The organism is Pseudomonas sp. GZJR-8 (assembly GCF_002916705.1).
Classification (GTDB): domain Bacteria; phylum Pseudomonadota; class Gammaproteobacteria; order Pseudomonadales; family Pseudomonadaceae; genus Aquipseudomonas; species Aquipseudomonas synxantha_A.
This window is the reverse complement of record NZ_JXSI01000006.1, coordinates 334,671-359,040: the sequence shown is the minus strand read 5'-3', so window position 1 is coordinate 359,040 and position 24,370 is coordinate 334,671. Positions and strand designations below refer to the sequence as shown.

At 64.4% G+C, this 24,370-nt stretch carries 2 protein-coding genes; both read right to left on the bottom strand.

Annotation, left to right across the window (positions count from 1 at the left end; translation table 11 throughout):
- Positions 1-90 precede the first annotated feature (90 nt).
- Positions 91-11,418 carry a non-ribosomal peptide synthetase gene (locus TK42_RS15050; RefSeq protein ID WP_103734594.1) on the bottom strand — a complete coding sequence of 3,776 codons (11,328 nt, stop codon included), beginning with the start codon at positions 11,416-11,418 and terminating at the stop codon, positions 91-93.
- Positions 11,415-24,332 carry a non-ribosomal peptide synthetase gene (locus TK42_RS15045; protein ID WP_103734593.1) on the bottom strand — a complete coding sequence of 4,306 codons (12,918 nt, stop codon included), beginning with the start codon at positions 24,330-24,332 and terminating at the stop codon, positions 11,415-11,417. Before TK42_RS15045 ends, TK42_RS15050 begins: the two co-directional genes overlap by 4 nt.
- Positions 24,333-24,370: the final 38 nt, after the last annotated feature.

Sequence of the window (24,370 nt, the reverse complement as noted above, 5' to 3'; positions counted from 1 at the left end):
CAAAAGCAGAGTGAGGTTTCATTGACTTGCACAGCTTAAAAATGTGGGAGGGGGCTTGCCCCCTCCCACATTTGGATCGATGTGCAGCCTTCAAGACACCACCTCCCCAACCCCAACCCCTTCCACCCACCACTTGGCCAAACCCGAAACATTCGGCACCTTGAGCAAGGTGAAGTGATTACCCCCGCCATACCAAACCTCCAACCCAGTCCCCTGCCCCTTCCACCCCTCAACCATCAACCCCTGCTCACGCTGGTTCCCCGCCGCATCCAAGGCCGGATCCTGCGCCAGCACCAGGCGCACCACCCCGTCATACCGCGCCTGCGGCCGATAAACCGTGCGCAACGCCGCCGCATAAGTACGCGCAGGCCCATCCATTGCATCCACGGCAGCACGCGCCGGCAGTAAGCCAACGCCGATCATCCCCATATGCAGCCACTGTCGCTGCGCCACCTCATCGCGCCCGGCGAAGTCCACCGGATCAATCCCCAGCGACTTCCCAGCCGCCAACTGCATCGCCTCGACCAATCGCAACAGCGCCGCCGTCGAGGTATAGGGCTTGCCATCACGCCCCGGCGCCTCACTGTCGATCACTGTCAAAGAGCCCACCTCGCGCCCCATCGCCTGCAAGCGCAGGGCCATTTCCAGCGCGACCCAGCCGCCAAACGAATGCCCGACCAGATGCACCGGCCCGTCCGGGCACTCCTGCTCCAACGCCGTGAGATAACACCGCGCCGCCGCTTCCACCTGGCTATGGGGCACCGCCTCGCCATCCAACCCACGGGGCTGCAGGCCATACAGCGGCCAATCACGTCCCAGCGCGTCGCTCAAGCCCACGAAACCGGTCACGCTGTCACCTGCTCCCGGCACGCAGAACACCGGGGCATAGCCGGCGCGCCCAGTCTGGATGCGCAACAACGGCTGATGGGCCGCGCAACTCACCGGCGTACTCGTCGCCAGCGCCTCGGTCATCGCCCGGCCCAGGCCCTGGATATGCGGCGCCTGCATCATGCTCTGGTGATCCCCAGGCACTTGCACCTGGCGCAGTTGCCCGGGCGCCAAAGCCGTGTCCCAGCCCAACGCCATACTGCGTTGCGACAGTTCGGTGGGGCGCTGCTCGGCGCTGAACAAGTGCACCGGAATCGGCAACGGGAACAGGCTGTAGTGGGCCAGGGCGTGCCCGTGCCCGACTTCGCGCTGAAGAAAACTCAACAGGTCCGCGTCCGACGCCGCCGCCATTTGCGCGTATAGCAAACCTTGATCGCGACAGCGTTGCAGCAGATCCGCAAAGTCCAGCTGTCCAATCCGCGCCTCCAGCTGTTCAAGGCTTGCCAGCTCATTTACACCTCCCTGTGCTTTCCAATAAGCCGTGCATTGCAGCAACAGATGCCGCTTGAATGCATCCGGCCCGCTCCAGCGTGCTTTGCCCTGGTCAGTCAGGCGCGGCACATAGCTGTCGATCAAACCCAGGAAGGCCACGCTTTCATCCAGCCCCAGCAGTTGCATGGCGATTTCGTAGGCCAGCACCCCACCAAAAGACCAGCCCGCTACCCGATAGGGACCGTGGGGCTGAATCTCGCGGATCAGCCCGACCATGCGCGCCGCCAGGCCTTCCATGCTGTTCAGGTGGGCCTCGCCCAGCGCCAGCCCCGGCAGGCCGTAGATCGGGTAATCACCCGGCAGGTGCTGGCCCAGCGCCGGGAAATACACGTCCATGCCGCTGAACTCATGCACCAGAAACAACGGTGCCTGCGCCCCGCTGCTGCGCACGGTAATTACGCGGGTGTCGGGCAGTACATCATCCCCGCGCTGACGCAGCATCGCCGCGACGCCGGCCACGCTGGCATGTTGGAACAGCTCGGCCAACGACACCGGAAAACCGGCCTCGTCCAGCAGGTTGACCAGGCGAATCGCCAACAGCGAATGCCCGCCCAGTTCAAAGAAGCTGTCATGCCGCCCCACCTGTTCGAGTTTCAACACCTCGGCCCAGCGTTGCGCCAACGTCTGCTCCAGGGCGTCGGCCGGCGTTTCGAACGTGCGGCTGGTCGAGGCGTCCCAGGCAGGCACCGGCAAGGCGTTACGGTCGATCTTGCCGTTGGCGGTCAACGGCAATTGCTCCAGCGCGACGTAGGCGGACGGCACCATGTACTCGGGCAAGTGCGCGTGCAGGTAAGCCCGCACCGACTCGACAGCAACGGGTTCGCCCGCCCAGGTGAAATAGGCCACCAGGCGTTTGTCCCCCGGAACCTCTTCACGGGCCAGCACCACGGCATCCTGGATGCCTGCGAACGTCGCCAGTCGCGCCTGAATTTCACCCAGCTCAACACGAAAACCTCGAATCTTCACCTGGTCGTCATTACGCCCGATGCACTCCAGCAGACCGTCGGCCGTCCAGCGCCCGAGATCGCCCGTGCGGTAAAGCAAGGCGCCTGGGTTGAACGGGTCCTGCACAAACTTTTCAGCCGTCAGCTCGGGGCGATTCAAATAGCCCAAGGCGACGCCATCGCCGCCAATGCAGATTTCACCGATGATACCCAGCGGTACTGGCTGCTGCTGCGCATCGAGCACATACACTTGGGTGTTGGAGATCGGCCGCCCCACCGGCACGCTGTCGGCATCATCGGCAATCGTGTGCACTTCGCAGGTGGTGGCGTAAGTGGTGGTTTCGGTCGGCCCATAGCAATGCACCAGGCGCAACGCGGGTGCCTGCGCCAACAGCGTGCGGAACGCCGCCGGATCGGCCCGCTCCCCCCCGCATAAAAGGATGCGCAAGCCAGCCAGGGCCTGGGGAATCAACTGCACGTATTGGTTGAACAGCGCGGTGGTGACAAACAGCACCGTCACGCCCTGCAACGCCTGGGCGAAAGCGCTCGGATCGAGCAAGGTGGCGTGGTCAATCACCTGCACCTGGCCGCCATTGAGCAGTGGCCCCCACACGTCCATGGTGCTTGCATCGAACGCTGGGTTCGACGCAAAGGCCACGCGGTCGGCGGCATTGAAATCGGCATAGCCGTTGTTGAGCACCAGGCGCGTAATGCCGCGATGGGGCACCAGCACGCCCTTGGGCTGGCCGGTGGAGCCGGAGGTGTACATGATGTACGCCACGCTGTCCGAGGGTTGCGACAGGTCCGGGTTGTGGCTCGGTTGCGGGGCGAGGCCAAGCGTGTCCAGGTCCAGGCGACGCATCCCGCTCTCTATGACGCAATCGCTGCGGGTCAGCAACCAGGCCGCGCCACAGTCTTGCAGCATGAACCCCTGGCGTTCAGCCGGTGCATTCACGTCCAACGGCACATACGCGGCGGCGCATTTAAGGATGGCCAATTGGCTGACCAGTAACTCCAGCGAACGCGGCAGCAGGATCGCCAGGTGATCGCCAGGGCGCACACCCAGGCCGAGCAGGTGATGGGCCAAGCGGTTGGCGCGGGTATTGAGTTCGCCGTAGCTCACCCGCCGCTCGTTGTGCACCAGCGCCACCGCGTCGGGACGCGCCATGGCCTGGGCTTCGAACAGGCGCTGCACCGTGTGCTCACGCGCGAATGTACGGGCAGTGGCGTTGAAGTGCTCAAGCACCCGTTGGCGTTCGGCCTGCGGCAGAATCGGCAAGCGGTTGATGGCGATATCGCGATGACCTTCCAGGGCCTGCACCACCTGCGCCAGCGCGATTTCCAGGTAGTTGCACAAGCGCCGGGCGCCCTGCCCCATGACGGTCAGGCTGAACCCTTCACCGAGGTCATCCACGCTGACCGCCACGCCGTAGTGCGTGTGCTCCTCGGCCTTGAACAACTCGATCCCCTGCCACGCCTCGGCCACGCCACCGGCCTGGGGTGCGCTGTGACGATAGTTGAACAATACGCTGAACAACGGCGTCGCCACCGGCACACCACTGCAACGCTGGGCCAACGCCAGGGGCGCATGTTCATGACCGAGCAGCTGAGTCAGGCGCCCATGGGTGGTACGCAGTGCCGTCAGCACTGAGTGTTCCCCCAGGTCGACCCGCAGCGGCAAGGTATTGATAAATACGCCCATGGCCCGCTCGGCGCCTTCGCCGCCTTGCAGGCGGCCGAGCATCACCGTACCGAACACCACCTGCTCGCGGGCGCAAACCTTGCCCAGTACGTGGGCCCAGGCCAAATGCATCACGCTGGCCGCACTGACCCCCGCCTGGCGGGCCTGGCTGCGCAGGCGTCGGCTCAGCGACAGGTCGAGACCCACGCGTACGTTTTCCTCGGCCCCCAGATTGGGCACCTCGGTGGGTTCATCGACCTCACCGAGCATCTCGCGGAAAAACGTCTCGTGATCCTCAGCGCCCAAACGGGTCTGGGCCACGTAGTTGCGATACGGCACGGGTGCGGCCAGCGTGTCCTGAGTGCCCAGCAGAAACGCCTGCAGCTCGTGTTGCAGGATATCCAGGGCAACGTGGTCCATCACCAGGTGATGAAACAGCAACGTCGCGACCACCCGTTGCGATTGCTCGACGTACACCAGCCGCATCAGCGGCGCCTGGCCAAGGTCCAGGCGTGGCGGCAGCGGCCCGCTCTCAACGCTTAGCCGGGCGTGGCGCCACACCACCTGCACAGGTTCTTCCAGGCCCTCCCAATGCAAGGATGAGCGCAGGATGTCATGACGCTGGATCACCGCCTGCAATGCGCTGGCGAAGGCATCCAGGCGTGCGCGACTGTCAAAGGCAAACTGCGCCTGTAACACATAGGCGTCATCACCTTGCGCAGCGCGATGCTGATACAGGATGCCGGCCTGCAACGGCGCCAGCGGGTAGATATCCTGCACATTCGCCGCACCGCCGGGGATGCTGGTGACGATGCGCTCGATGGCTGCTTGATCCAGGCTGACCAGCGCCAGCATGTCTGGCGTGATGCGCACACAATCGGCCGCAATGCCATTGGCCGGCACCGCCACTTCACGCCCGCCGCCCAAAGCTGCCGCCAGGGCAGCCAAGGTCGGTTGACCAAACAGCACTTTCACGTCCGCCGACAAGCCCAGGCCGCGCATACGCCCGACCAGGCTGACCGCCAGCAACGAGTGGCCGCCCAGTTCGAAGAAGTTGTCGTGCCGGCCCACGCGTTCCACGTTGAGCAACTCGGCCCACAGCGCGGCCAAGGTGATTTCCGTGTCGCCCAGCGGCGCCTCGTACTCGCGCACCACCAACGCCTCCACGCCCGGTGCCGGCAATGCCTTGCGGTCGAGTTTGCCATTGGGGCTCAGCGGCAGCGCCTCCAGGTGCACGAAGCTGGCCGGCACCATGAACTCCGGCAGGTGCAGCAGCAAATGGGCGCGCAGGCTTTCAATTTCACTCGGCACGCCGGTGTAGTAAGCGATCAGGCGCTGCTCGCGGGCAATCACGGCGGCTTCCTGCACCGCCGGATGCTCGGTCAGGCGTGCCTGGATTTCGCCCAGCTCAATGCGCAGGCCACGGATCTTGACCTGGTCATCATTGCGCCCCAGGTACTCGATGTTGCCATCCGGCAAGTAGCGCCCGACGTCACCGGTGCGGTACATGCGCCCAGGGGCAAACGGGTCATCGAGGAAACGCTCGGCGGTCAGTTCGGCACGGTTGAGGTAACCCCGTGCGACTTGCACCCCCGCGATAAACAATTCGCCCACCACGCCCAACGGCACAGGCTGCAACTGCCCGTCCAGCACGTACATGCGCGTGTTGGCGATTGGCTTGCCGATGGGGGTGTTGTCGGGCACGTCAAAGCCTGCGCAGTGCCAGGCAGTGACATCCACCGCCGCTTCGGTGGGCCCATAGAGATTATGCAGCTGGCTGCCCGGCAACTGTTGCTTGAAGCGGCGTACCAGGCTGCCCGGCAAGGCTTCGCCGCTGCACATCACCCGCACCAGCCCGCCCGCCTGGCTGACGTCACCGTGGGCGAGGAAGACATCAAGCATCGACGGCACGAAGTGCAAGGTCGTGACCCCTTCGGCTGCGATCACCTGGCACAGGTACTCAGGGTCTTTATGCCCATCCGGGCGCGCCATCACCAGGCGTGCTCCGGTGGACAGCGGCCAGAAGAACTCCCACACCGACACATCGAAACTGAACGGGGTTTTCTGCAACACCGTATCGCCTCCCGTGAGCCGGTATTCGTCCTGCATCCACAGCAGGCGGTTGACCACCCCGGGGTGTTCGTTGATCACACCTTTGGGCTGGCCGGTGGAGCCGGAGGTGTAAATCACATAGGCGGCCACCCCGGCCACCACTGGGTTGGTGATGGGCTGGTGCTGCCAGGAGGGCTGGTCCAGATCGACCACCGGCACCTCGCCCAGCAGCCCAAGGGTGCTGCCCTGGGCCAGTACCACCGCTGGCGCGCTGTCGTGCAGCATGTAGGCGATACGCTCCAGCGGGTACGCCGGGTCCAGCGGCACATAGGCGGCGCCGGCCTTGAGGATCGCGTACAGGCCAATGACCATGTCCAGGCCACGCTCCACGCAGATCGCCACCCGCGCCTGCGGCTGCACGCCGAGGGCTTGCAGGTGGTGGGCCAGTTGGTTGGCGCGAGCGTTCAGTTCGGCGTAGGTCAGTTGCTGCTCGCCGGCCTTTGCCGCCACGGCCTGCGGCGTGCGCAGTACCTGCGCTTCGAACATCCCGTGCAGGGTCTGGTCGAGCTGGTAGTCCACAGTGGTAGCGTTGAAATCCACCAGCAACTGCTTGCGCTCACGCTCATCCACCAGCGGCACATGCGCAAGCACCGCCTGGTCGTTAGCGACCATGGCCTGCAACACGCGGGTGAAGTAGCCGAGGTAACGCCGTATCGTCGATTCATCGAACAGCGCCACGGCATATTCCAGCGCGCCGAGAATACTGCCCTGCACTTCCCCCAGGTTCAGCGACAGGTCGAACTTGGCGAAATGGCTGTTTTCGACAATGCCTTCCAGGGCCAGGTCGCCCAACGCCAGGGTCGGCGCGCTGCTGTCCTGCCAGCTCAGCAGGGTCTGAAACAGCGGGCTATGGGCCAGGCTGCGCGGCGGCCGGGTGATTTCCACCACCTGTTCGAACGGCAAATCCTGATGGGCTTGGGCCGCCAGTGTCAGCGCCTTGACCCGAGCCAGCAGGGCCTCGGTGCTCAACTCGCCCGAGGTGTCGATGCGCAGCGCCAGGGTGTTGACGAACAGACCGATCAGCCCTTCCACCTCGGTGCGCGTGCGGTTGGCCACCGGCGTGCCGATCACCAGCTCCGGCTGTCCGGACAAGCGCGCCAGCAACGAAGCCCAGGCGCTCATCAAGGTCATATAGAGGGTGGTGCCATGGCGCTGGCTCAAGGCCTTGAGCCCGGCAGTAAGGCGTTCATCCAGGCGCACTTCGACGCTGCTGCCGGCGTAGTCCTGCTGCGCCGGGCGCGGGCGGTCGGTGGGCAGGGTCAGCAACGCCGGCGCGCCGGCCAGGGTCTGCTGCCAATAGGTGCTTTGGCGGTGCAACACTTCGCCGCTCAACCACAGGCGTTGCCACACGGCAAAGTCGGCGTACTGGATCGGCAAGGGCGGCAGCGGGTCGGATTGGCCGTGGCTGAAGGCTTGGTACAGCGCCATCAGTTCACGGGTCAGCACGCCCATGGACCAGCCATCGGAGACGATATGGTGCAGGGTCAGCAGCAGCACATGGTGATCGTCGGCCATCACCACCAGGCGACCGCGCAGCAACGGGCCACGCTCCAGGTCGAAGGGCGCCGAGGCTTCGCCGTGGATCAGCGCGTCCAGCGCCTGTTGCGGTTGCGCGTGGCGACGCAAGTCTTGCACCTGCAGCGGTAACACCTCCTCGGCCGGCACGATCAGCACCTGGGCCTGGTCGCCGTGTTGGGCAAAGCGGCTGCGCAGGGTTTCATGCCGCGCCACGATCCGCGCCAGCGCCCGTTGCAGTGCCTGCACATGCAACTGCCCGCGCAAACGCAGGCCGATAGGAATGTTGTAGGCGGTGTTGGCGCCCTCCATCAACGCCAGGAACCACAGGCGCTGCTGGGCAAACGACAGCGGCATCTCTTCATCACGATTGGCCGGCAGGATATCCGGCAAGGTGCTGCGCCCGGCCTGGGCCAGCAGTTCGGCGACCGCTGCCAGTTCGGCGTTGGCGAACAGGTCGCCCAGCGCCAACTCGACCCCCAGCCGCTGGCGGACCTGGGAGACCATGCGCATCGCCAGCAGCGAGTGCCCGCCCAACTCAAAGAAATGGTCACGCCGCCCGACCCGTTCCACTTGCAAAACCTCGGCCCAGATCTGCGCCAGCACGGTTTCGATCTCGCCCTGGGGTGCTGCGTATTCGCGGGTAAACACTGCAGCCATGTCCGGTGCCGGTAGCGCCTTGCGGTCGAGCTTGCCATTGGTGGTCAGCGGCAGCGCGTCGAGCTTCATGAAGGCGACCGGGACCATGTAGTCCGGCAACTGCGCCACCAGGTGAGCGCGGATTTCGCCTACCGTCAGCGCGTCAAGTTGCGGGTTTTCGGTGAAGTAGGCCACCAGGCGCTCTTCACGCACCAGCACCACCGCTTCCAGGATGCCAGGCAATTGGTTGAGCCGGGTTTCGATTTCGCCCAGTTCGATGCGCACGCCACGGATTTTGACCTGGTCATCGTTGCGCCCCAGGTAGTCGAGCGTGCCATCGGGCAACCAGCGCACCAGGTCGCCGGTGCGGTACATGCGCCCGGGGTTGAATGGGTCACGCAGGAAGCGCTCGGCGGTCAGTTCCGGGCGGTTCAGGTAACCTCGCGCCACGCCCTTGCCGCCTACGTACAACTCCCCCGCCACCCCCAGTGGCACCGGGCGTTGATGTTCATCGAGCACGTAGACGGTGACATTGGCGATGGGCTTGCCGATATGCAACGGCTGGCCCGCCTCGACCTTGCCCGACGTGGCGACCACCGTGGCTTCGGTGGGGCCATAGTTGTTGATCAATTCAAAGCGCTGCGCCCGGCCGAACTGGCGCAGGCGATCGCCACCGACCAGCAGGGTGCGCAAGGTCGGGTGCTCGATAGTCTGGCTGAACGCGTACTCGGCCACCGGCGTGGGCAGGAAGCTTACGTCCAAAGGCTGTGCGCACCACCAGGCCAGCAGCGCGTCGATATCTTCAGCACCGTCATGGGCCGGCGGCAGGTGCAGGGTGGCGCCCACACACAGCGCCGGCCAGACCTCCCAGGCCATCGCATCAAAGCCGAAACCGGCGACACTGGCGGTATGCCGCCCGGCGCGCAGGTCAAAAGCGCTGCAATGCCAGTCCACCAGGTTGGCGACGGTGTGGTGCTCCACCATCACACCTTTGGGTAAGCCGGTAGAACCCGAGGTGTAGATCACATACGCGAGGTTCGTCGGGCCGACAGCGACCTTGGGGTTGCTCGCCGAGTGATGCTGCCAGGTGAATCGATCGAGGTTGATCACCGGCACCTCGAGCTCGGGCAAACGAGCCAGCAACGCGTGTTGGGTGAGCACCGCCACCGGGGCGCTGTCGCTGAGCAAGTAGCTCAAACGCTCGGCCGGGTGGGACGGGTCTACCGGCACATAACCGGCACCCGCCTTGAGGATCGCCAGCAGCCCGGCCAAGGTGTCGAGCCCGCGCCGCGCCACAATGGCCACGCGATCATCGGGCCGAACCCCCAGCGCCAGCAGATGATGGGCCAGCAGGTTGGCTTGCTGGTTGAGTTCGGCGTAGGTCAGTTGCCGCCCTTCGTGCACGGCGGCGATGGCGTCCGGCGTGAGCGCAGCCTGGGCTTCGATACGCCCGTGCAAGGTGGTGCCTTGCGGGAACACGGCCTGGGTGGCGTTGAACTGTTGCAACAGCAGGCGCTGTTCGGCGGCGGGCACTACCGAAAGTTGGTCAAGCGCAGTGTGCGGCGCCTGCTCCAGCGCGGTAACCAGGTTTTCCAGCGCGGTGTGCAAGTAGGCGCAGACGCGGTGGGGGTCGACCTGGGTGCTGGCCAGCAAACGCAGGATAAAATCGTCGCCCAGATCGTCCACACTGAGTGTGAGCGGATAGTTAGTACGCTCCTCGGAACGCAGCGTTTCGATACCTTGCCAGGCCGCAATCGCCTCGCTGCGAGTACCGGTGCCACTGTGACGATAGTTGAGTAACGCACTGAATAGCGGCAACGGCGCAATGACGCCACTGCAATGCTGAGCCAGAGCCAATGGCGCATATTCATGCCGCAGCAGGCTAGTCAAGCGCATGTGAGTGGCCTTGACAGCGCTGCGCAGATCCTCACTGCCAATGTCGACGCGAAACGGTAGCGTATTGATGAAGATACCCAGGGCGCGATCCGTCGCATGCCCGCCGTGCATACGTCCCATCAATACCGTACCGAACACCACCTGGGACTTGCCTGCCACCCTGCCCAGCACTTGGGCCCACCCCAAGTGGAACAGACTGGCAACGCTCACGCCCAGCACACGAGCCTGTGCGCGCAAGCGTTGGCTGAGGGAGTTCGCTAAAGGCCAGTCGAGTTCAGCGATCCCCCTGCCGTCGCCCTGTACATCCTGTAAACCAAAGGGCAAGGTCGGTTCAACCACATCACCGAGCATCTGTTGGAAAAATGCTTTATGTTCTTGCTCGGTAACACCCAGGCGCGCTTGGGCGACATAGTCGCGAAACGGCACGGCAAGGCCCAACTGAGCGGCGTGACCGTGCAAAAACGCCTGCATCTCGTGGCGTACCACTTCCAGAGCGCTGTGGTCCATCGCCATATGGTGGAACAGCAAGGTAGCGACGATGCGCTGGTGGGTCCGGTCTTCAGCATGTACCAGGCGCAACAACGGTGCCTGGGTCACGTCGAGGCGATAATGACGGGCATTGAATAGGTCATGCAGCTGTGCGGCGATATCGCCGTCGGCCGGGTCGAGCATCAAAGCTTGCACCGGCAGGCGCGCCTGACGCCACACCACTTGCGAAGGTTGCGCCAGGCCATCCCAGACCACCCCGGTGCGTAAAATGTCGTGGCGGTCCATCACGCTTTGCAGCGCCTGGGCAAACGCCTCGAAACGCTCCAGGCTGTCAAACGCGAACTGCGACTGCATCACGTAGGGGTCGCCCTGCTCGGCGCTGGCATGGTGAAACAGAATGCCTTCCTGCAATGGCGCCAACGGATAGATGTCCTGGATATTCGCCACACCGCCCTGCACGGTGGCGATGATGCGCTCGATCTCGTCCTGGCTCAGGGTCGAGAGGGTCAGCATGTCGGGGGTGATGCGCTCGGCGTTGGCGGGAATGCCATTGGCCGGTACGGCCACTTCGCCAACCTTGGCAGCCGAGTACTCACCGGCCTTGATCAGCTCGATCAGCGCCGGTTTGTGCTCGCGCAAGGCGGCCAATATTGCCGGGTCGCTCAAGGCTTGCCGGTTGCCGTTCACCGACAACTGTTCGCCCTTGAGCGCCAGTTGCACGTCCTTGGTTTTCAGGGTTGCCAGCAGCTCGAGGATGTTCACAGGACGATCTCCATTCGTTCGGTCATTGCGGCGTAGCCGGCCAGGGTCGGTTGTTCGAACAACGCTCGCACATCGGCTTCCATGCCTTCCTGGCGCAGGCGTCCGATCAAGCTCACAGCGAGCAGCGAGTGCCCGCCCAGTTCAAAGAAATTGTCGTGCCGGCCTACCCGATCCACCTTGAGCAGCTCGGACCACAACTGGGCCAGCAGGATTTCGGTATCGCCTTGGGGTGCTTCGTACTCACGCACCGTCAGTGCGTCCATACCCGGTGCGGGTAACGCTTTGCGGTCGAGCTTGCCGTTGGGGCTCAGGGGCATGACGGGCAGGTGCACGAACAGCGCGGGCACCATAAAGTCCGGCAGGTGCTGCAACAGCTGGGCGCGCAGGCCGTCGATGTCGCTTGGCAGGCCAGTGTAATAGGCGACCAGGCGCTCATCACGAACCACCACCACCGCGTCGTTGACCGCCGGATGCTCGATCAGCCGCGCCTGGATTTCCCCCAGCTCGATGCGCAGACCACGGATTTTCACCTGGTCATCGTTGCGCCCCAGGTATTCGATATTGCCGTCCGGCAAGTAGCGGCCCAGGTCACCGGTGCGGTACATCCGGCCAGGCGCAAACGGGTCATCGAGGAAGCGCTCGGCGGTCAGCTGCGCACGGTTCAGATAACCCCGCGCCACTTGCACGCCAGCGATGAACAGCTCACCGACCACCCCCAGAGGCACCGGCTGCAACTGCCCGTCCAGCACGTACATGCGCGTGTTGGCAATCGGCTTGCCGATGGGGGTGTTGTCCGGCACGTCCGGGCGGGCGCAGTTCCAGGCCGTCACGTCCACCGCCGCTTCCGTGGGGCCATATAAGTTGTACAAACCAATGCCCGGCAACTGCTGCTTGAACCGACGCACCAGGCTGCCCGGCAGCGCCTCGCCGCTGCACATCACGCGCACCAACCCGGCCGCCTGGCTCACATCACCATGGGCCAGGAACACGTCAAGCATCGACGGCACAAAGTGCAGGGTGGTGATGTTTTCTGCCTCGATTACTTCGCACAGGTACGCAGGGTCTTTGTGCCCACCCGGGCGCGCCATCACCAGGCGTGCGCCGGTAAACAGCGGCCAGAAGAACTCCCACACCGACACGTCGAAGCTGAACGGGGTTTTCTGCAAGACCGCGTCATGGGCCTTGAGGCCATAGGCGTCCTGCATCCACAACAGACGGTTGACCACCCCGGCGTGTTCATTGATCACGCCCTTGGGCTGGCCAGTGGAACCGGAGGTGTAGATCACGTAGGCCGTGTGCCGGGCAGTGAGGTCCGCGACCTGCGGGTTGACGCAAGGCTGCTGGTGCCAAGTGCTGTGGCCGATGTCGATCACGGCCACGTCGCCCAGCAAGGCACGAGTGGCGGCTTGCGCCAGCACCACTACCGGCGCGCTGTCTTGCAGCATGTAGGCGATGCGTTCTTGCGGGTAGGCCGGGTCCAGCGGCACATAACCGCCACCGGCCTTGAGGATGGCGAACAGGCCGATCACCATGTCCAGGCCACGCTCCAGGCAAATGCCTACCCGTGAGTCCGGCTGCACGCCCCTTTCACGCAGGTGATGGGCCAGGCGGTTGGCGTGCTCGTTGAGCTGTTGGTAGGTCAGTTGTTGCTCGCCCGATTTCACCGCCACGCAATCCGGTGTGCTCGCAACTTGGGCCTCGAACATTGAATGCAGTGTCTGGTCAAGGTTGTAATCGACTACTGTCGCATTGAAGCCATTCAACAGTTGCTCGCGCTCCTGCTTACCCACTACAGATACACGGTTGACCGCCAGATGGGGCGATTGCTCCAACGCTTCGACCAACCCATGCAACGCCGTTTGCATATAACCGCAGACACGCTCTGCGCCGATGTGCGCCGCGGTCATGACAGTCAAGCGGAAACCATCGCGCTGATCGTCCACGTTCAGGGTCAACGGGTAGTTGGTACGCTCCTCGCTGCTAAGGGTCTGGATGCCTTGCCACGCTTGTGATGCGGATGCCTGCTGACTGTCACTGTGGCGATAATTGAGCATCGCGCTGAACAATGGCAGCGGTGCGGCGACACCACTGCAACGCTGCGCCAAGGCCAGTGACGCGTGTTCGTGACCGAGCAGTGCCGTCAGGCGTTCATGGGTTTGCACAAGCGCCGCACGCACGCCGATATCATCAATCTCCACACGCAGAGGCAACGTATTGATGAACATACCTAACGCACGGTCACTACCTTTTCCGCCCTGCATACGCCCCATCAGGACCGTACCGAACACCACACTGGGCTGGTTGGCGGAGCAGGCCAACACCTGGGCCCACGCCAGGTGAAACAGACTGGCGGCACTCACACCTGATAGTCGTGCCTGAGCCCTCAGACGCAGGCTCAAGGACGGCTCCAGAAACTGCTGGTGCTCTTCAATAGCGCTGCCGTCTCCCTGCACATCCTGGAGACCGAACGGCAGGGTTGGCTCATTGACGTCACGCAGCATGTTGGCGAAGAACGCTTCGTGTTCCTGCTCGCTGAGCCCCAAACGAGCCTGCGCCACGTAGTTGCGGTAAGGAATAGGTTCATCAGCATCCTGTTCCTGCCCCAGCAAACTGGCTTGCATCTCTTGCCGCACTCGCTCAAGCGCAGTGTGATCAAGAGCGATGTGATGGAAAAGCAGAATCGCGACCACCCGCTGCCGACTTGGATCATGGCTGAATACCAGACGCACCAGCGGTGCCTTGGACATCGGGACGCGGTAGTGGCGCGGGTCTAAACGCTCATGCAGGCCGGCAAGCACATCGCCGTGCAAATGCAGCTCCTGAACGCTCAACGCCGCCTTGCGCCACACCACTTGCAACGGTTGCGCCAGCCCCTCCCACACCACCCCGGTGCGCAGAATGTCATGGCGGTCGATCACCTGTTGCAGCGCCTGCGCGAAGGCTTGCAAACGCTCGACACTGTCAAACGCCAGGTGCGATTGCAGCAGGTACGGGTCGCCCTGCGCGGCCGTGAGGTAGTGGTAGAAAATGCCTTCCTGCAACGGCGCCAGCGGGTAGATGTCCTGCACGTTGGCAGCGCCGCCTGGCACCTGGGCGACTACCTGATCAATCGCACACTGGTCGAGGGTCACCAGCGCCAGCATGTCGGGGGTGATACGTTGGCACTCGGCACTGATCCGGTTGGCCGGCACTTGCACCTCGCGACCACTGCCAACAGCAGCGGCCAGCGCGGCCAGGGTTGGCTGACTGAACAGCACGCGCACATCGGCGCTGAGGCCAACCTGACGCATACGCTCGATCAGGCTGACGGCCAGCAATGAATGGCCGCCCAGTTCGAAGAAATGGTCATGACGGCCCACCTGCTCCACTTGCAGCACCTCGGCCCAGATACGCGCCAGGGTGGTTTCGACCTCGCCCTGGGGGGCCTGGTACTCGCGGCTGAGCACGGCTGCCTGATCGGGATCGGGCAGTGCCTTGCGGTCCAGCTTGCCGTTGGCGGTCAGGGGCAACACATCGAGGCGCATGTAGGCGACCGGCACCAGCGCATCGGGAAGCTGCGCCTGCAATTGCGCGCGCAAGGTCTCGATGGGGAGTGCGCGTTGCTCGGTGAACCAGGCCAGCAGCCGACCTTCGCGCACCAGCACCACCGCTTCGCGAATGCCGTCCAGCGCGGCCAGGCGGCTTTCGATTTCGCCCAGCTCAACCCGCACACCACGCAGTTTGACCTGGTCATCGTTGCGGCCCAGGTACTCCAGATTGCCGTCGGGCAACCAGCGCACCAGGTCGCCGGTGCGGTACATGCGCCCCGGGCTGAACGGGTTTTGCAGGAAGCGTTCGGCAGTCAAGTCCGGGCGATTCAAGTAACCCCGTGCCACACCGCTGCCGCCTACATACAGCTCACCGGCCACACCGACCGGCACCGGGCGCAACTGCGCATCCAGCACATAGCTGCCGGCATTGGCGATGGGTCGACCAATATGCAACGCCTGCCCGGCCCGCACGCGACCGGAGGTGGCAACCACCGTGGCCTCGGTGGGGCCATAGTTGTTGATCACGGCAAAGCGCCGTTCCTGGGTGAACTGGCGCAGGCGATCGCCGCCAATCAGCAGGATGCGCAAGGTGGGGTGTTGCAGGTGTTGGCTGAACGCGTACTCGGCTACCGGCGTGGGCAAAAAGCTCACGTCCAGCGGCTGCGCCCGCCACCAGGCCAGCAGTTCATCGATGTTTTCATTGCCCACTTCGGCGGGCGGCAGGTGCAGGGTCGCCCCGACGCACAGGGCCGGCCAGACTTCCCAGGCCATCGCGTCAAAACCAAACCCGGCCACGCTGCTGGTGTGACTCGCAGCAGCCAGGCCAAAGGCTTCAGAGTGCCAATGCACCAGGTTCTCCACGCTGTGGTGTTCCACCATCACGCCCTTGGGCTGGCCGGTGGAGCCTGAGGTGTAGATGACATAGGCCAGGTGCGCAGGCATCAGTGCGGGCAACTGTGGATTGTTGACGGGCAGGTGCTGCCAGTCGGGGTCATGCAAGTCGACCAGCGTGATCGTGTCCAGCAGGTCACGGGTACTGGCCTCAGCGAGTACTGCCACCGGGGCGCTGTCCAGCAACAAATAAGCGATGCGTTCGGCGGGATACGCCGGGTCAATCGGCACATAGCCGGCGCCGGCCTTGAGAATGCCCAATAGCCCCACCAGCATCTGCGGGCCACGGCGGCAGCACAGCGCAACGCGGTCATCCGGTTGCACGCCGAGGGCCAACAGGTGATGGGCCAGTTGGTTGGCACGCTGATTGAGCTGCTGATAGGTCAGCGCCTCGCCGCCCTGCTGCACGGCAATGGCGTGGGGTTGGCGCTCAGCCTGTACCTCAAATGCGCCGTGCACGGTGTGGCCACGGGGGAAATCCTGGGCCGTGGCATTGAATTCGCGCAGCAGGGTTTCACACTCCGCCGCGGGCAGGATCGGCAGGCGATTGAGTGCGGTGTCCGGCGTGCACTCCAAGGCTGTGAGCAACTGCGCCACAGCGTTGTGCATGTAGTCGCACAGGCGTTGCGCACCGATCTGTGGCACCGCCAGCACGCTCAGCCCGAAGCCGTCGCCCAGGTCATCCACGCTCAGGGTCAATGGGTAATTACTGCGCTCCTCACCGCCCAGCAGCTGCACGCCCTCCCAGATGCCGTGGCCGTCGCGGGCCATCTCGGCGGGGTTGCTGTGACGGTAATTGAGCAAGGCACTGAACAATGGCGTGCTGGTGGGCACACCGCTGCAACGCTGAGCCAGAGCCAGCGAGGCATGTTCATGCCCGAGCAAGGCGCTCAGGCGTGCATGGGTGGCCTTGACCGCCGCTGACGCCCCGGCGGCAACATCGACCCGCAGCGGCAAGGTGTTGATAAACATCCCCAGCGCGCGGTCTGCACCTTCACCGGCTTGCATACGGCCCATCAGCACCGTGCCGAACACCACGTCATCGCGGCCCGACACCAGCCCCACGACCTGGGCCCAGGCCAGGTGCATCAGGCTCGCGGCGCTCACACCCAACTGTCGCGCCTGCTGGCGGACCCGCTGCGCCAGCGCGGCGTCCAATGGCAGCCCGGCCTCCTCGATGGCACGGCCATCGCCCTGCACATCCTGCAAACCAAACGGCAAGGTTGGTTCATCCACATCGGCGAGCATGTCGCGAAAGAACTGCTCATGCTCGGCCACACTGACGCCCAGGCGCGCCTGGGCCACATAGTTGCGAAATGGCGCGGCAGCGGGCAAGTCCTGGGCCTGGTTGAACATGAAGGCGCGCATTTCCTGGCCGACCACCTCCATGGCTGTGTGGTCCAGCGCCAGGTGGTGAAACAGCAGGATCGCCGCAACACGGTTGTGCGTCGGGTCCTGGGCATAGACCATGCGCAGCAACGGCGCCTGGGTGATGTCCAGCCGATAGTGCCGGGCATCGAAGCGAGCGTGCAGTTGTTCGATGATGCCGCCGTCGGCCGGGTCCAGATGAACCTCCTGCACCCCCAGTTGCGCCTTGCGCCACACCACTTGCACCGGGCTGTCCAGGCCCTCCCAGACTACGCCCGTGCGCAGGATATCGTGGCGGGCAACCACCTGTTGCAGCGCCGCCATGAACCCGTGCAAGCGGTCGAGATTGTCGAACGCCATGCGCGATTGCAGCAGGTACGGGTCGCCCTGTTCGGCGCTGAGGTGGTGGTAGAGAATGCCTTCCTGCAACGGCGCCAGCGGGTAGATGTCCTGCACATTCTCCGCGCCACCCGGCACGCTGGCGACGATACGCTCGATGGCATCCGGAGTGAGCTGCACCAGGCTCAGCATGGACGGTGTGATCTGTGTGCAACCGGCCGGGATGCCATTGGCCGGCACCACGATTTCGCGACCACTGCCCACCGCCGCCGCCAACGCTGCCAGGCTCGGCTGGTTGAACAGCACGCGCACATCGGCACTGAGGCCCACTTGGCGCATACGTTCGATCAAGCTCACCGCCAGCAGCGAATGCCCGCCCAACTCGAAGAAATGATCGTGACGCCCGACGCGTTCGAGCTTGAGCACGTCTTGCCAGATCTGCGCCAGCAAGGTTTCCACCTCGCCTTGCGGGGCTTCGTAGCCACGACTGAGCAAGGCCGACGGGTCCGGTGCCGGCAAGGCTTTGCGGTCGAGCTTGCCATTGTTGGTCAGGGGCAGGCTGGCCAGCGGCATATAGGCCGACGGCAGCATATAGTCCGGCAACTGGCCTTGCAGGTAGGCGTGGACCAGCTCAATGCCCAGGTCTGCCCCGGCCCAGGTGAAGTAGGCGACCAGGCGCTTTTCACCTGGCATATCTTCCCTGGCCAACACGGCGACGTCCTGGATGCCCGGGCAACTGGCCAGGCGCGCCTCGATCTCACCCAGCTCGATACGAAAGCCACGGATTTTCACCTGGTCGTCGTTGCGACCCAGGCATTCGAGCAAGCCGTCTTGCGTCCAGCGCCCGAGGTCGCCGGTGCGGTACAGCAAGGCGCCCGGGTTGAAGGGGTCCTGCACAAACTTTTCAGCCGTCAGCTCGGGGCGATTCAAATAGCCCAGGGCGACGCCATCGCCGCCGATGCAGATTTCACCGGTGATGCCCAGCGGCACCGGTTGCATCTGTGCATCGAGCACATAGATCTGTGTATTGGAAATGGGCCGCCCCACCGGCACGCTGTCGGTATCCGTACCGACCTCGCGCACTTCGTGGGTGGTGGCGTAGGTGGTGGTTTCGGTCGGCCCGTAGCAATGCACCAGGCGCAGCGTCGGTGCACGCGCCAACAGGCTGCGAAATGCCGCCGGGTCAGCACGCTCACCGCCGCACAGCAGGATGCGCAAACCGGCCAACGCCTCGGGGATCAATTGCACGTACTGGTTGAACAGTGCGGTGGTCACGAACAACACCGTCGCGCCCTTAAGCTCGGCGCCGAACGCCAACGGGTCGAGCAAGGTGGCATGGTCGATCACCTGCACTTGCCCGCCGTTGAGCAATGCGCCCCACACATCCATGGTGCTCGCATCGAACGCCGGGTTGGAGGCGAAGGCCACGCGGTCGCTGGCATTGAAGTCGGCATAGCCATTATTGATGACCAGGCGCGTGATGCCGCGATGGGGCACCAGCACGCCCTTGGGCTGGCCGGTGGAGCCGGAGGTGTACATGATGTACGCCACGTCCTGCGCAGACCGGGCCAGCCCCGGGTTGTCCGCCGGCAGGTCGGCCAGGTCCAGTTCGGCAAGGTTGTCCAGCACCTGGCGGGCGCCGCTGTCCTGCACCATGAAGGTTCGACGTTCGAGCGGCGCGTTGACATCCAGCGGTACGTACACCGCCGCACACTTGAGCACCGCCAACTGGCTGACGACCAGGTCGATGGAGCGCGGCAGCGCCAGGGCCACCGCCTCACCTGGCCGCACGCCACGGCCAATCAAATGATGGGCCAGGCGATTGGCACGGCGATTGAGGTCACGGTAGCTCAGCGACAGCGGGCCATGCACCACCGCCACGGCTTCAGGCCGGGCCAGTGCCTGGGCTTCGAACAGTTGCGCAACGGTGAGCTGCGACGGGTATTCCCGGGCGCTGGCATTGAAGTCTTCAAGCAATAAGCGCCGCTCGGCGGGCGGCACAATCGACACCTTGTGCATGGCGGTGGTGGGCGCGTGTTGCAGCGCGCTCACCACATGGCGCAATGCGGTGAGCATGTACTCACCCACACGTTGCACATCCAGATGGGCGACACCTTGCACCGTCAGGGCCAACCCCGTGCCCAGGTCATCGACGTTGAGTACCAGCGGGTAGTTGCTGCGCTCTTCGGAGCTGAGGATCTGGATACCGAACGCGGCAAAGGGGTTGTCCCCCGGCGCTTCATCGGGTGCGCTGTGCCGGTAGTTGAGCAAGGTGCTGAACAACGGCAACGAACCCGGCACGCCGCTGCAGCGCTGGGCCAGGGACAGCGCGGCGTGTTCATGCGCGAGCAACTGCGCCAGGCGCGCATGGGTCGCGCGTACGCCGGCTTGCACGCCGACGCTGCCGAGGCTGACCCGCAGCGGCAAGGTATTGATGAACATCCCCAGCGCGCGGTCAGCGCCCTCGCCGCCCTGCATACGCCCCAGCAAGACCGTCCCGAACACCACGTCCTGCCGGCCCGACACCTGGCCCAGCACCTGGGCCCATGCCAGATGCACCAGGCTCGCCGTGCTGACGCCCAGTTGCCGCGCCTGTTCGCGCAGGGCCAGGCTGAGGGCCGGTTCCAGCGGCAGATGGGCCTCATGGATGCCGCTGCCGTCGCCGTTCACATCCTGCAAGCCGAAGGCCAGGGTGGGCTCGTCGATATCGCCGAGCATCTGGCTGAAGAAGGCCTCGTGCTGCGCCTGGCTCAGGCCCAGCCGCGCCTGGGCCACGTAGTTGCGGTACTGCACCGCATCAGGCAGTTGCACGCGGTTGCCGTGCAGGCTGGCGCTCATTTCTTCGACCAGCACTTGCAGCGCCGTGTGATCGAGCAGGATATGGTGCAGCAGCAGGATGCCGACCAAGCCGTCCGCCTCTTCAGCGTAGGCCAGGCGCATCAGCGAAGCGCGAGACAGATCCAGGCGGTAGTGGCGAGGGTCAAAACGCTGTTGCAACTGCGCCAAGGCATCGGTGCCCTGGGTGTCCAAGCGCTCAACGGCCAGCGGCGCCTGGCGCAACACCACTTGCACCGGTTCCTCCAGGCCCTCCCAGAGAATCGCAGTGCGCAGGATATCGTTGCGTTCGATGACACTGTGCAGCGCCTGAATAAAGCCATCCACCGCGCCCTGGTCGTTAAAGCGCAACTGCACCTGCAACACGTAGGGGTCGCCCTCGCTGGTTGCCAGGTGGTGGTAGAGAATACCGGCCTGCAACGGCGCGAGAGCGTAGATATCCTGCACGTTGGCCACGCCACCGGGCACGGCCTGGAGGATGTGATCGATGGCGGCCTGGTCCAGCTCGACCAAGGGCAGCATGTCCGGCGTGATGTGCTCACTGTGTTCCTGAATCAGATTGGCCGGGACCTGCACCTCATGGTGCCCGCCCACCCCCGCTGCGAGGGCTGCCAGGGTCGGCTGGCCGAACAGCACGCGTACATCGGCACTCAGCTCTACCTGGCGCATGCGTTCGATCAGCTTGACCGCCAGCAGCGAATGCCCGCCCAACTCGAAGAAGTTGTCGTCACGCCCCACCCGGTCGAGCTTGAGCAGGTCCTGCCAGATCATCGCAATGGCGTTTTCCACCGCACCTTGGGGCGCGGCATAACTGCGCCGGGCCAACGCCTCGGCATCGGGTGCGGGCAAAGCTTTGCGGTCAAGCTTGCCGTTGGTGGTCAGGGGGAATGCCTCCAGGCGCACGAAGGCGCTGGGCACCATATGTTCGGCAAGGCTCTGTAGCAAGTGATCGCGCAAGGCGGCAACGCTGGGCTCACCCTCGGTGATCACGTAGGCCACCAGGCGCTTGTCACCCGGCTCATCCTCACGGGCGATCACCACCGCATCGCGCACGCCGTGGGCGGTTGCCAGGTGTGCCTGGATTTCGCCCAGCTCGATACGGAAACCGCGGATCTTGACCTGGTCATCGTTACGCCCCAGGTACTCGACACTGCCGTCGGCCAGCAGGCGGCCGAGGTCACCGGTCTTGTACATGCGCAGGCCGGTGGCCGGGTCCGCGAGGAAGCGTTCGGCGTTGAGTGCCTCGCGGTTCAGGTAACCGCGCGCCACCCCGGCGCCGCCCACGTACAGCTCGCCCACCACACCGTATGGCAACGGCTCGTGTTGTTCATCCAACACATACAGCTGCAAGTCGGGGATGCGTACGCCAATCGGGCTGACGCCCGCCAGTTGGGCATCCGCCGCCTCCAGCGCACGATAGGTCACGTGCACGGTGGTTTCGGTAATACCGTACATGTTTACCAGCTGCGTACCGGCATTCACCGCCCGCGCATACCATGGCTTGAGCATGGCCGGTTCAAGGGCCTCACCGCCAAAGATCACCTGCCGCAACGAATGCGCCTGGGTGCTGTGACCCTGGGCCGCGATCAATTGGCGGAACGCGCTCGGCGTCTGGTTGAGGATGCTCACTTCGGCTTCGCAGAGCAGCGTGTAGCACTCATCCGGCGAGCGGCTGACCAGTTGCGGCACGATCAGCAACTGGCCGCCGTGCATCAGCGCGCCCCAGATTTCCCACACAGAAAAATCGAATGCGAAGGAGTGGAACAGTGCCCATACATCGTGCGGGTTGAACCCGAACCAGTGTTGAGTGGCACTGAACAGGCGCGCCACCTGACGATGCTCGATCATCACCCCCTTGGGTTGGCCGGTGGAACCAGAGGTGTAAATTACATAGGCCAGATTGGCCGGGCTCAGGTGCAGCCGTGGATCGGTGATGGGCAACTGGCCCAGGCTGTCGAGGTCAAGCTGCGCCAGTTCGCCTACCCGGTGACGAGTGCCGGCCTGTACCAGCACAACCACCGGTTGACTGTCGGCCAGGGTGTAGGCAATGCGTTCCTGCGGGTAAGCCGGGTCTATCGGCACGTAGCCGGCACCGGCCTTGAGGATACCGAGCAGGCCGATAATCATCTGCGGGCCGCGCTCCACGCAGATCGCCACGCGGCTGTCAGGCTCCACGCCCTGGGCCAGCAGTGCATGGGCGACCTGGTTGGCGCGTTCGTTGAGTTGACGATAGGTGAGGCGCTGCTGCTCAAAGCGCAAGGCAATGGCTTCAGGCTGGGCGGCGGCGTGGGTTTCGACTTGCTGGTGGATCAACGCGGTATCGGCGTAGTGCGTGGGGCTGTGGTTCAAGGTATGCAACAGGGCGTGGCGTTCAGCGTCGGGCAGGATGTTCAGGCCGCAGAGCGGCTTGTCCGGTCGCTGCTCAAGGGCGTCGGCCAGGCTTTGCAGCGCGGTGTGCAGATAGCCGGCAACCCGCTGTGCACCGATGGCCGCATCCACCATCACCGTCAGCGCGAAGTCTTGCCCCAGGTCGTCGACGTTGACCGTCAGCGGGTAGTTGGTGCGCTCCTCGGCGCCCAGGACCTGGATGCCTTCGGCAACCTCGATCACGGCGGCCATGTCGGTGGCCGCACTATGGCGATAGTTGAGGATCGCGCTGAACAACGGAGTGGGTGCTGCCACCCCGCTGCAGCGCTGGGCCAGTGCCAGGGACGCATGTTCGTGATCAAGCAGGCGCGTAAGACGCTCGTGGGTGACTTGCACCGCAGTGCGCACGCTTTGCGCGCCAACATCAACCCGCAGCGGCAAGGTGTTGATGAACATGCCCAAGGCCCGTTCACCGCCCTCGCCTGCGCCCATGCGCCCGAGCATCACGGTCCCGAACACCACCGCCTCGCGACCGGAAACCACGCCCAACACCCGCGCCAACGCCAGGTGCATCAGGCTCGCCACGCTCACCCCCAACGGCCGCGCCACACTGCGCAGGCGACGACCAAGGGCGCTATCGACGGGAATGCGCGCTTCATCAATGCCCTGACCATCGCCCTGCACATCTTGCAGGCCGAACGGCAGCGTCGGTTCATCGATATCGGCGAGCATGTCGCGAAAGAACGCCTCATGGGCCTGTTCGCTCACACCCTGGCGCACTTGGGCGATGTAGCTGCGAAACGCTACCGGCGTGCCCGCTTGCGCGTGCTCACCGGCCAGGTACAGCTGGATTTCATGGCGCACCACGTCCAGTGCGGTGTGATCGAGAATGGTGTGGTGGAACAACAGCATCGCCACCACGCGCTGGTTGGCCGGGTCCTCGGCGAACACCAGACGCAGCAGCGGCGCCTGGCCAAGGTCCATGCGATAGGCACGGGCGTCGTAGCGCGCGAGCAATTGAGCGAGACGGTCGCCGCCATCAAAATGCGCTTCTTCACACGCCAGCTGCGCCTTGCGCCACACCACTTGCAGCGGCTCGTCGAGGCGCTCCCACACCATGGAGGTGCGCAGGATATCGTGGCGGTCAATCACCCATTGCAGCGCCTCGGCAAAGGTTTGCAGGCGTGCGCGGCTGTCGAACACAAACTGCGCGTGCAGCACGTAGGGGTCGCCCTGCGCGGCAGAAAGATGGTGGTAAAGCATGCCTTCCTGGAGCGGCGCCAGGGGGTAGATATCTTGCACATTCGCCGCGCCGCCGGGGATGGACGCGACGATACGGTCGATGGCCGGCTGGTCGAGGTTGACCAGCGCCAGCATGTCCGGGGTGATGCGATAAGCCGGGCTCAGCCAGTCACCGCCATGCTCGGCGACCAGGGCCAGCAACTGGGGTTTATGCGCGATCAATTGATCCCAGAGCGCGTCATCCAACGCCTCGTCATCGCCCAGGACGATCAGGTCGCCTTCTTCAGTTTGCAGACGGATCGCATGGGTGGAGATCGCTGCCAGTAAGTCGCTGAACTGCATGGGGTAACCTGCCTGATAAGTCACGGTTTAAGAGAATG